The 11473-nt window shown below is 64.6% G+C and carries 12 protein-coding genes; 4 read left to right on the top strand and 8 right to left on the bottom strand.

All coding sequences use genetic code 11. The features are described 5' to 3' along the window. Nucleotides 1–56: 56 nt before the first annotated feature. Nucleotides 57–431, bottom strand: a complete 375-nt coding sequence (locus tag IVB24_RS20085; RefSeq protein WP_247768240.1) for a DUF2946 family protein — start codon at nt 429–431, stop codon at nt 57–59. 479 nt (nt 432–910) lie between these two features. On the opposite strand from IVB24_RS20085, the gene IVB24_RS20080 reads away from it, so the two are divergent. From IVB24_RS20080 to IVB24_RS20065, 4 genes are all read left to right on the top strand, one after another. Continuing rightward, nucleotides 911–1315, top strand: coding sequence for a globin (locus tag IVB24_RS20080; RefSeq protein WP_247768239.1), 405 nt, complete (start codon nt 911–913; stop codon nt 1313–1315). Nucleotides 1316–1456: 141 nt separating this feature from the next. Then, nucleotides 1457–2479: a sugar ABC transporter substrate-binding protein gene (locus IVB24_RS20075; protein ID WP_140479962.1), complete on the top strand. Its 1023-nt coding sequence runs from the start codon at nt 1457–1459 to the stop codon at nt 2477–2479. Between the two features lie 21 nt (nt 2480–2500). Next, the gene (locus IVB24_RS20070) at nt 2501–4003 is read left to right on the top strand and encodes a sugar ABC transporter ATP-binding protein (RefSeq protein WP_247768237.1); all 1503 of its coding nucleotides are present in this window, start codon (nt 2501–2503) and stop codon (nt 4001–4003) included. An 11-nt stretch (nt 4004–4014) separates the two neighbouring features. After that, nucleotides 4015–5040 (top strand): ABC transporter permease, encoded by a 1026-nt coding sequence (locus IVB24_RS20065; RefSeq protein ID WP_166469202.1) that lies wholly within the window; start codon nt 4015–4017, stop codon nt 5038–5040. Between the two features lie 112 nt (nt 5041–5152). Here the strand turns inward: IVB24_RS20065 and mtnK are convergent, their stop codons facing one another. The 7 genes from mtnK to nuoN are packed head-to-tail and all read right to left on the bottom strand — an operon-like array spanning nt 5153 to nt 11465. Further along, nucleotides 5153–6439, bottom strand: coding sequence for an S-methyl-5-thioribose kinase (mtnK, locus tag IVB24_RS20060; protein ID WP_247768235.1), 1287 nt, complete (start codon nt 6437–6439; stop codon nt 5153–5155). 32 nt (nt 6440–6471) lie between these two features. Continuing rightward, a complete protein-coding gene (locus tag IVB24_RS20055; RefSeq protein ID WP_247768233.1) occupies nt 6472–6819 on the bottom strand; it encodes a hypothetical protein in 348 nt (115 codons plus the stop codon). Between the two features lie 30 nt (nt 6820–6849). Beyond that, entirely contained in the window at nt 6850–7125 is a 276-nt protein-coding gene (locus IVB24_RS20050) for a DUF1467 family protein (RefSeq protein WP_094977678.1), read from the bottom strand. An 8-nt stretch (nt 7126–7133) separates the two neighbouring features. Further along, a complete protein-coding gene (gene mce / locus IVB24_RS20045) occupies nt 7134–7538 on the bottom strand; it encodes a methylmalonyl-CoA epimerase (RefSeq protein WP_247768231.1) in 405 nt (134 codons plus the stop codon). Nucleotides 7539–7550: 12 nt separating this feature from the next. Beyond that, complete coding sequence (locus tag IVB24_RS20040; protein WP_166469199.1) at nt 7551–9221, bottom strand: ribonuclease J; 1671 nt, start codon at nt 9219–9221, stop codon at nt 7551–7553. Further along, nucleotides 9221–10027, bottom strand: a complete 807-nt coding sequence (locus IVB24_RS20035; protein ID WP_094977675.1) for a biotin--[acetyl-CoA-carboxylase] ligase — start codon at nt 10025–10027, stop codon at nt 9221–9223. Before IVB24_RS20035 ends, IVB24_RS20040 begins: the two co-directional genes overlap by 1 nt. A gap of 1 nt (nt 10028) precedes the next feature. Continuing rightward, nucleotides 10029–11465, bottom strand: coding sequence for an NADH-quinone oxidoreductase subunit NuoN (nuoN, locus tag IVB24_RS20030; protein ID WP_094977674.1), 1437 nt, complete (start codon nt 11463–11465; stop codon nt 10029–10031). Nucleotides 11466–11473: the final 8 nt, after the last annotated feature.

The raw sequence follows: 11473 nt of genomic DNA, 5'->3' as shown, positions 1-11473 counted from the left end.
TTGAGCACGCCGTCGGCACGACAATTGCGCGCACCAACGATTCGGTTGTCGTGACGTCAGGAAAACTGAGGTGGGGCGCGCGCCTGGGCACTCGAACCCTTGGGAGCGGCGATAACCGACGCATCCGCCGGCTGCCACACCACGCGCTCGGCATGGCGGAACGGAATCGAGAGTCCCGCGTGCGCTGGCGAATCGAGCGTGGCGCCCGCCTGGGCCAGGCAACACAGGGCGCACGCGCCCGCATGCGCGGTCGGGGAGCCGGTCCGATCGTCGAGGCCGCCCTGTTCGTTCGCACTGTGGCAGATGACGGCGGCAGACAGCGGATCGGCGACGGCCCGGCCGGTCGCCCAACACGCGGCAATCGGCGCCAGCACCTGCATCACCAGGGCGAGCAGGACCAGGGGAAGGAATTTCTGTAGCCGCGCGTGCATCCGCCGAACCATTCGTTCGCCGGCTAACTAAACACCGCGCCGGGCTCAAGTCGAGATCAGTTCCGCCGCCTTCTTGGCCCAGCGCAAATTTGTCGAAAACCGAGGTCCGACGACCCCGCTATGGCCACGGCGTCCGGCATTTGAGGCAACTCAAAGGGTTGAGCATCCACAGATTTCTTATATTTGTCATACACTTGCGGGGCCAAAAGCCCGATCATTTCGTCTATTGCTCGAATTTTGAACATTCGTTGCTGAAAATGATGACAAGTGAGAAAAGTTGATCTAGCATCCCCTTGCTCAGGCTGGCCGCGAGGTCGAAGTCTGGTGGTCCAAGTCTCGGGAGGAGCCCCTGGCGCGCAAAACGCAGCGTCGCCCCGTCAATCAAGAGCAAATCTTAGAATCGGGGATAATAGGGTCGACACAATTTTCGAGCGGGGCTAGGGCCCCGCTCTTTTTTTGTCCGCATGGCACTTCTGCCGATGAATAAGTCCCCCAATCCGGTCGAACTCAGCTTTGAGCTCGCGTCCTTGCGCTGCACCGATCTCACGCCGCTGGTCTATCAACGCCTGTTCGACGAGCGTCCCGAAACGCAGGCGATGTTCCGCTCGCAGGGCGGCGACTTCGTGAAGGGATCGATGCTCGCGCTGACGATCGGGGCGATTCTCGATCTGGCCGCTGAGCGTCGCGGGCAATTCCGGCTGATTGCCTGCGAGCTTGCCTCGCACGACGCCTATGGCACGTCGCGCCAGCTGTTCATCGCCTTCTTCGCGGTCATCAGGGACACGCTGCGCGATCTGCTCGGCGATGAATGGTCCATCGAGATCGCGCAGGCCTGGGACACATTGCTCACCGACATCGACGCACTCACCGGCACGACAGCCTGACGCTTTGCGCTGCACCAACGCGGCTTGCTGCGAGCGCAGCGAGTGATTGCAGATTGAGTGGCGTCAACTCTTGTGAGACACTTTCGGACATCGGTTGCGCAATCAATGACGCGCCGACGATAAAATTTATGGGAGCGAGCGATGTCCGGGACGAAAGATTTCTCGACGACGAGGCGCGATCTTCTTCAGGCGGCTGCGACCGCCGGCGCCGGAGCTGCCCTGCTCGGCAGCATGGGCATAAACCCTGCATTGGCCGCCGAGGTCGGGCGAAGCGAGAAGCCGCTGAAGGCGGCGTTCTCCAATGCGGGCCTTCAGGCCACCTGGTGCGCGCAAGGCAAGCAAGCCGCCGAATTCTGGGGCAAGCTGTTCAATGTCGAGGTCACCTGGTTCGACGGCCAGCTCGACGCGGTGAAACAGCGCGCCGCGATCGACAACATGGCCTCGCAGAAGTGGGACTTCGTCGCGATCCAGGCCTTCGGCATCGGCACCCTCACCCAGCCCGTGCAGAAGATGATCGACGCCGGCACGCCCGTGATCGATATGGACACGCTGATCGCACCGCTCGACCAGATCAACGTCCACTCCTTCCTCGCCCCTGACAACGAGTTCATGGGCGCCTCTGTGACGCAGGCGCTGTGCAATGCGATGGGCGGCAAGGGCAAGATCATCATGACGCAGGGCGCGCTCGGCCATACCGGCGCGCAAGGGCGGGCAAAAGGCTTCACCAACACGGTGAAGCAATTCCCCGGCATCGAGGTGCTCGACACCCAGCCGGCCGATTGGGACGTCTCCAAGACGGCGCGGCTCTGGGAAACCTATCTGACCAAGTACCCGCAGATCGACGCGGCGTTCTTCCACAATGACGACATGGCGCTTGCCGCCGCCAACATCATGAAGGCGCGGGGCCGCACCAACATCCTGATCGGCGGCGTCGATGCCATGCCGCCGGCGATCCAGGCGGTAAGCGAAGGCCGTATGTTCGCGACCGTGCGCAATCCGTCCTGCCGTATCCATGGCGGCGCCATCATCGCCGGCGTCTCGGCCGTTGTCGGCGGCGAAAAGAGCGGAAAGGGCATTCCCAAGAACGTCGTCACCGACGGCCCGGTCGTAACCAAGGCCAACGCCGCCGGGATGCAGTGGATGCAGGATCACTTCCTGATCTGAGCCTCCAAGATCTGAGCTTTCATGCGAGAGGATCGTTCGCCCATCCTTGAACTGCAGGGCATCACGAAGAGCTTCGGCGGCGTCGAAGCGCTTCGTGGTGTCGACTTCGCGCTCCACGCAAGCGAGATCCACGGTCTCGTCGGCGAGAACGGCGCGGGAAAAAGCACGCTGATGAAGATCATCGCCGGCGTGCACACCGAATTCTCCGGCCGCTTCCTGATCGACGGCCAGGCGACGCATTTCCGCTCGGCGCGCGATGCGCACGCGGCCGGCATCGCCATGGTGCATCAGGAACTCTCCGTCGCACCCGACCTCACCGTCGCGGAGAATGTCTTCCTCGGCAACCAGCCGACCAACGCCCTCGGCCTCGTACAATGGCGGCGCATGGCGCGCGAGGCCGGTGAGCAGCTGGCACGACTGGGTCTCGACGTCGATCCGATGAGCCGGCTCGGCGACCTCTCGATCGGCCTGCAGCAGCTGATCGAGATCGCGCGCGTGCTGTTCTCCGGCGCCCGCATCGTCATCCTGGACGAGCCGACCTCCGCCCTCTCCCCGCCCGAGGTCGAGCGTCTGTTCGCGACGCTGCAGCGGCTGCGCGAAGAGGGCACTGCAATCGTCTTCATCTCGCATTTCATCGAGGACATCCTGCGCGTGTCGGACACGGTGACCGTGTTCCGCAACGGGCGGAAGGTCGCGGAGACCGCGAGCGCCGCCACCAGCAAGGGCGCGCTGATCGAGGCCATGATCGGTCGCGGCGGCGAAGCGCTCGAGCACAGCTACAGCGACGATCTGATGCTGCCAACGCCGAGCGACAGCCCGGTGGTGCTGAAAGTCGACCAGCTGTCGCTGGCGCGCAGCCTGAAGGACATTTCCTTCGAGGCCCGCGCCGGCGAGGTGCTCGGCATCTACGGCTTCATGGGCTGTGGCCAGCAGGAATTGTCGCGCATCCTGTTCGGCAAGCTGAAGCCGGACGCCGGCACGCTTGCCGTCGAGGGTACGCCGAAAACCTTTGCCAGCACGGCGGCGGCGCGGCGCGCCGGCGTGGCGCTGGTGCCGGAGAGCCGGCGCGACATGCTGTTCCACCAGGAGCCGGTCTACAAGAACATCTCGATCAGCATTCTCGACCGCATCTCGTCCCTGCTGCTCAAGCCGGCGCAGGAGCGCGATATCGCGAAGCGCCAAGTCGAGCAACTGCAGATCAGGCCGCCGGTGGTCGGCCTCGACCTCGGCATGCTCTCCGGCGGCAACCAGCAGAAGGTGGCGCTGGCAAAATGGCTGACCTATCCGCCAAAACTCCTGGTGCTGTGCGAGCCGACCCGCGGCATGGATGTCGGCGCCAAGAACGACGTCATCAACATCGTCCGCGACCTCCGCGCCAAGGGGCTCGCCATCATCGTGCTGTCGACCGAGCCGGAAACGGTGTTGTCGCTGGCCGACCGCATCCTCGTGCTCAAGCGTGGCGCACTGGTGCGGGAATTCAGGAACGAGCCGGTCAGCAAGGACCGCCTGCTGGAAGCGGCGTGACGGAGAAGCACATGAGCAGCGAGACGGCTTTGGCGGCGGGGCAACGGGCGCGAGGGCTTGCGCCCTTCCTGCGCTCGCAGATGCGCAACATCGCCCCGTTCCTCACCCTGATCTTCCTGTCCGGCTTCTTCGCCCTTGCCAGCCCCTCCTTCGCGACGCTCGACAATCTCGGCAACATCCTGACGCAAGTATCGGTCACCGGCATCATCGCCGTCGGCCTCACCTTCGTGATCCTCTGCGCGGAGATCGATCTCTCGATCGCCAGCATCGCCAACGTCACCGGCATCGCGGTCGCCTATTTCACGCTGCAGGAATCCTACGTCAACATCGCCAACATCCCCCTGCCCGGTGCGGTCGCGATCCTGCTGTCGATCCTGCTCTGCGCCCTGCTCGGTCTCGTCAACGCGCTGGGGCTGACCGTGATCGGCATCCCCTCCTTCATCATGACGCTGGCGATGATGCAGATCGCCGCCGGCATCTCAGCGCTGCTGGTGCGCGGCCAGATCGCCTACAAGGTGCCGAGCCTGATCACCACGCTCGGCTCAGGCTCGATCGGCGGCATCCCCTGGCTCGTCATCGTTGCAGCCATCATGCTGCTCGGCGGCCATCTGGTTCTGACCTACACCCGCTTCGGCCGCTACGTCTACATGGTCGGGGGCAATCGCGAGGCGGCCGAATATTCCGGCCTCAACGTCAAGCTCATCCTGGGTGCCGTCATGGTGATCTCGGCGGTGTGCTCGGGCATCGGCGGCATGCTCGGCGTCGCCCATTTCGGCAGCGCGCAGCAGAACGAGTTCGACACATACCTGCTCGACTCCATCGCTGCCGTCGTCGTCGGCGGCACCAGCCTGTTCGGCGGCCGCGGCGGCATCGGCAACACCATCGTCGGGCTATTCGTGCTCGGCGTTCTCAATAACGGCCTCGACCACGTCAACATCGACAGCTTCCTGAAGATCCTGATCCGCGGCCTGATCCTGCTGGCGGCGCTGGTCATCAACGTCTATGCGCAGCGGCTGAGGGAAAGGGCGGCGGAGTAGACGGCTTCAAAGTAAAAACTGCGAAAACAACCCCATGCACAGTAGAAACTGTGTGGGATCTCAGCCGCTTATCGAAGCCGGAATTCCGTGGCCGCCGCCTTTCGCGACGTCCTCAGCCCGACAATTCCGGCTGCCAATCCCGCAGCTTCCGCGCGGCGCCGGCGACCTCGGCGATCGTCCGAAATGCCGCCGCCTCCACCATCATCGCCCGTGCGAGCCGGACGGCGCGCGCCTCGCTGACGGCCCGCTTGTTCGGGGCCTCGATCAGCTCGAAGTCGATGTTGTGGGCAAGGCCGAAGATACGGCGGATGGTTTTCGCCGCGGCGAAACCGACAGTATCAGTGAACAGCCGCTGCATGTAGGCTTGGCGCTCGGCTTCCAGCCGCGCGGCGCCCCGCTCGCCGGCGAAGAGCGAGGCGGGATAGGCATCGCCCGCGGCGCCTGCGCGCCAGAGGTCGAGGAACTTGCGCGAAAATTCGTTCCAGACGTTCTCGACCGTCGCCAGCACCCAGGACTCGAATGCGGCCCGCTCGCCCGGCGCGCGCTCATGACCGGCCGAGGCAAAATAGGCCATCAGGAGGTTGGCGATCACGGCGCCGACGTCGAACCCCATCGGGCCATAGAACGCGAATTCGGGATCGATCACCCGCGTCTGGCTATCGGTGACCATGATCGATCCGGTGTGGAGATCACCATGCAGCAGCGCCTCGGGGCTTGCCATGAACTTCAGCTTGAGCCGGGAGACGGCAACGTGCAGCTCCATGTCGTCTCGCAGGCTGGCAGCAAGCGCATCGAGATATGGCGCGGTCCAGCGATTTTGTTCGGCGATACGGTAGGGATCGGTGAAGATCAAATCCTCGGTGATCTTGCAGAGCGCATGATTGCCGGCGAACGCGGCGATGCCCTCCTTCTTCTCGGCCGCAGACAGCGCGAGGTCGGAGGTGAAGAACAGCGTTCGCGCCATGAAGGTGGTGATGTCGTCCACGAAGCCGGGGTATTGCGTTCCCGCAACCAGCCCCTTGCGCATGATGATGTGGGGCTCGAGCAGCTCCATCACCGTCAGCGCCAGATTGTCGTTGTGATGCAGCAAGGCCGGCACGAGGCCGGGCGCGAGCTGGGCCTGCCGGGACAGAGCGAGATATTCGTAATGCGCCCGCGACAGCGGCAACGGCCAGCTCTCGCCGACGAGGCGCACGTACGGCAGCGCCTGCTTCACGGCGACGCCGCCACTCGCGCCCTTGACGATGAAGACGAGGTTGAGATTGCCGTCGCCGACCTCGGTGATCTCCCAGCCGGCGGGATCGCCGAGGAGCGCTTTCAGGTCCGGCAGGCCTGCGAGATAATCCCGCAAGGCCGCCTCATGCAGAATACGATAATCCCCGGCCTGCTCCTGCGCCATGACGATCCCGTCCCATCTGCTGGGCCGGATCGTTACTCCCGCTCCAGGAAGCTCGAGCCGATCTCGGCCTTTCTTTTGATCGGATCGTAATCGCAATAAACGAGATCCGCCACCAGCGTGTAGCTGGCGCTGACGTTGTATTTGTCCAGCTTGACGGAGTTCAACCCGATCACCGAGGTGCTCTTGCCCCCGTTCCATTTGAACGGAGTTGAGCTCTTGGCCTGCTCGCAGGCCATCACCGCTTCGTTGAAGACGTAGCCCTCGACGAACGCCTTCAGGGTGCGCACCTGGGCGGCCATCCTCCATTCGAAATAGCCGATGGCACCGAGGCCGGCGACGATCAGCACCAGAAGCGCGATGACGATCCTCAGAAAAGTCATTCGTTCCCCCCAAAGCAATATCAAAAAAATCTAGAACGGCATGCCCATCAATTTCGACAGGCGCTCGATCGAGAGATAGCCGGCGTGATAGGCGACCATGGCGATCCCGTAGATGATTGCCGAGATGATGGTGGTCCAGATCAGCTTGCTCCTCATCCGGGTCAGGATCGGCGCGCCGGGGTCGGTGCCGGGCGCGCCGACGTTATCCTCGTGCTGGCTGCGCACGCCGAACGGCAGCGTCAGGAACAGTGCGACCCACCAGATGACGAAGTAGATTGCGATCGCGGTCGATATCTGGATGGCCATGGCGCGGCCTATGCCTGCTCGATTTCGACCAGCGCGCCGGAAAAATCCTTCGGATGCAGGAACAGCACCGGCTTGCCGTGGGCGCCGATCTTCGGCACGCCGTCGCCGAGTACCCGCGCGCCCTCCTTCACCAGCGTGTCGCGCGAGGCGATGATGTCGACGACCTCGTAACAGATGTGGTGGATGCCGCCGTCGGGGTTGCGCTCGACGAATTTTGCGATCGGCGAGGTCTCGCCGAGCGGCTCGATGAACTCGATCTTGGTGTTGGGCAGCGTCGCGAACACGGTGATGACGCCGTGCTCGGGCAGCGGCACGGCTTCCGAGATCTGGGCGCCGAACGCCGTGCCGTAGATCTTCGCAGACTTGACGGCATCCTTGGTCGCGATCGCGACATGGTTGAGCCGGCCCAGCATGGTTCTCTCCCGTTAAACTGTCAGTACGTGTACCAGACAGGGAGGCTTTTTGCCCCAATGTTCGTTGATCACGGCCCGGACGGCGCGACGCACCGACTCGCCCAAGGCGTCGGCATCGCGGCGGCGCGCCTTCGGCAGGCCCTCGATGGTGGAGACCACGGCATCGAAGACGAGGTCGTCAAAGGGCTCGCCTTCCCTGGTCTTCTCGGGAATGCCGACGAGATCGACTTCGGGATCGTCGGCCAGCTCGCCCTGCTCGGTCATGGCGATGGCGACGAAGGCGCAGCCGGAAAACGCCATACGGCGGCGCTCGACCACGGCCCGGGACTTGGAATCCTCCAGGATCGTGCCGTCCTTGTAGAGACGGCCCGAGGGCACTTCGCCGATGATGCCGGGATCGCCGGGGCCGAGCTTGACGAGGTCGCCGTTGCGAATGACCAGGACGCGCGGCACGCCGGCGGCGCGCGCCAGCTTGGCGTGCTCGTGCAGATGCAGAGCCTCGCCGTGGACGGGGATCAGGAGCTGCGGCCTGACCCAGGAGATCATGTCGCGCAATTCGTCGCGGCGCGGATGGCCGGAGACGTGAACGAGATGATCGCGGTCGGTGATGACCTCGACGCCCTGGAGGACCAAATTGTTGATGATCGACCCGACGGCCTTCTCGTTACCAGGGATGGTGCGAGACGAGAAGATGACGCAGTCGCCGCGGTTCAATGTGATCTCGGGATGGTCGTCATTGGCAATACGCGCCAGCGCGGCACGCGCCTCGCCCTGGCTGCCGGTGCAGAGCGCCAGCACCTTGTCCTGCGGCAGATGGCCGTAGACGTCGGTCGAGCGGAAGTTTTGCACGCCGTCGAAATAGCCGGTCTCACGCGCGACTTGCGACACGCGCTCCATGGCGCGGCCGACCACGACGACCTCGCGATCCGCAGCCCGCGCCGCATCGGCGACGGCCTTGAGGCGCGCGACGTTGGAGGCAAAGGTCGTGACCGCGACACGGCCCTTTGCTGCCTTCACCAGCTCGGTGATGGTCCTGGCAACCTCGGCTTCGGAAGGCGAGCGGCCGTCGCGCACGGCGTTGGTGGAATCGCCGATCAGGGCGAGCACGCCCTCATCGCCCAGCTCGCGCAGCCTTTTCTCGTCGGTCGGGCGGCCAATGATCGGGGTCGGGTCGATCTTCCAGTCGCCGGTGTGCAGCACGATGCCGGCGGTGGTGTGGATCGCCAGCGCGTGCGACTCGGGAATCGAATGCGCAACCGGAATGAACTCGACGTTGAACGGGCCGATATCGACGCGCCCGCCGGATGGCACCACCGTCACCGGGATCTTCGGCGCGTTGCGCTCGGCCGCAAGTTTGGCCTCGAACAGCGCCGCGCTGAACTGCGTCGCGTAGATCGGGCATTTCAGCTTCGGCCAGAGGTCGATGATGGCGCCGAAATGATCCTCATGGGCGTGCGTCAGCACGAGGCCCATCAGGTTCTTACGCTCCTTCTCCAGGAAGCTGATGTCCGGCATGATCAGGTCGATGCCGGGCAGATGCTCCTCGTCGCCGAAGGAGACGCCGAGATCGACCGCCATCCAGGCGCGCTGCTGGCGGCTGCCGAGGCCGTAGATCGACAGGTTCATGCCGATCTCGCCGACGCCGCCGAGCGGCGCAAATACCAGTTCCTCAGGTTTCGCCATCACGCAGCTCCCACGGAGGCGACAGGGCCAAAGAACACTTCGCCCGCGGCGACCGGCACCCGGCGGCCCTCCGCGGTGCGGACGATCAGGCAGCCGGTGTCGTCGATCGTGTCAAAAATGCCGTCCAGCGTCGTCGCTCCCGTGTTGATCGCGACCCGTTCACCGAGACCGGCGGCGCGCTCCAGCCAGAGTTTTCGGATATCGGCAAAGCCGCGTCCATTGTCCCAGATGCCCCGGAACTCGACCCAGGCGTCCGATAGCGCCGAGAACAGCTCCTCGGCACTGATCTGGACGCCGAGCGCGGCCAGTGAGATGGCAGGTGTGGGCGTTCCCTCGGGCGCGCCCACGACATTGGTGCCGATGCCGACGACGATGGCGAGACGGTCGCCGACGGCCTCAGCCTCCAGGCCGATACCGACGAGCTTCTTGCCGTTCGCCAGCACGTCGTTGGGCCATTTCAGCGCGTAGCGGGGACGGCCCTCACCGAGGCGCAGGGCGGCCTCGAGGCTCACCTTCTCGAGCGCGGCTTCTTCAGCGAGCCCGGCGGCAAAGCCGATGGTCGCGGCGACGGCCGGCGCCACGTCCAGGACCTCCAGGATGCTGGCGGCGAGATTGCCCTTCGGCGCGATCCAGGCGCGTTGACGGCGGCCGCGGCCGGCAGTCTGCTCCGACGTGACGAACCACATCGGGCCGCGCTCGCCGCGCCTCGCGTGCTCGATCGCCTCGGTATTGGTCGAGCCGGTCCGCTCGAACGCCGCGAGCCTGTAGCCCGCGGATGATGCGCGAGGACCGAGCGCGAAAGCCATCCTAGAACAGCGACTTCGCGGCGGCGGAAGCGACGCTCACCACGGGACCCGCGAACAGCGCGAACAGGATGTTGAACAGGCCGAACACCGCCAGCACCGTCTTCACCTCGACCCTGACAGGATCGACCTGACCGGCCGGCTCTTCGAAATACATCGTCTTGACGATGGCGAGATAGTAGTAGGCGCCGACCACGCTGGTGAGCACGCCGACGACGGCGAGCGTGAACAAATTCGCCTTGATGGCGGCAACGAAGACGTACCATTTGGCGAAGAAGCCCGCGAGCGGCGGAATGCCCGCGAGCGAGAACAGCAGCATCGCGAACATGAAGGCGAGCAGCGGATTGGTGCGCGACAGGCCGGCGAAATCGCTGATCTGCTCGACCGCCTGGCCGTTGCGGCGCATCGCGAGGATGATCGAGAACGAGCCCAGCGTCATCGCGACATAGATCACGATGTACATCAGCACGCCCTGGGCGCCCTCGACCGTGCCGGAGGCAAGGCCGACCAGCGCGAAGCCCATGTGGCCGATCGACGAATATGCCATCAGGCGCTTGATGTTGCTCTGGCCGATCGCGGCGAACGAACCCAGCGCCATCGAGGCGATCGACACGAACACCAGGATCTGCTGCCACTGCGAGACGATGCCCGGGAAAGCGGTCAGCGTGACGCGGGTGAACACGGCGAGCGCCGCGACCTTCGGCGCCGACGCGAAGAAGGCGGTGACCGGGGTCGGCGCGCCCTCGTAGACGTCAGGCGTCCACATGTGGAACGGCACTGCCGAGACCTTGAAGCAGAGGCCGACGAGCAGGAAGACCAGACCGAACATGAGGCCGACATTCGAGACCGTCGCTGTCGCCGCGATACCGGTGAAGCTGACCGTGCCGGTGAAGCCGTAGATCAGCGAGGCGCCGTACAGCAGCATGCCCGAGGACAGTGCACCGAGCACGAAGTACTTCAGGCCGGCTTCGGTCGACTTGGCGTTGTCGCGGTTCGAGGCCGCCACGACGTAGAGCGCGAGCGACATCAGTTCGAGGCCGAGATAGAGCGAGATCAGGTCGCCGGCCGAAATCAGCACCATCATGCCGAGTGTCGAGAGCAGCACCAGGATGGCGTATTCGAAGATGCGGCGCGACGGGTCGGACAGGAACTCGGTCGACAGGATCAGCGTCACCGCCGAGCCGATCAGGGCCAGGATCTTCATGAAGCGGGCGAAGTCGTCGACGATGAAGCTGCCGCCGAAGGTCACCTGCTTGCCCGCGGGCAGCATGTATTCGAGCACGCCGACCACGACCAGCAGCACGACCGCCAGCGAGGTGACGGTACCGGTCGTCCCCTGCCCGCGATAGGCGCCCAGCATCAGCAGAGCCATGGCGCCGATCGCGAGCACGATCTCGGGCAGCACCGGCGCCAGTTGGTAACCTGCAGTCACAAAGTTCATGGCGATAT

The organism is Bradyrhizobium sp. 192 (genome assembly GCF_023100965.1).
Lineage (GTDB): Bacteria > Pseudomonadota > Alphaproteobacteria > Rhizobiales > Xanthobacteraceae > Bradyrhizobium > Bradyrhizobium symbiodeficiens.
The sequence above is the reverse complement of the archived record's forward strand: the minus strand, read 5'-3'. Positions and strand labels throughout refer to the sequence as shown.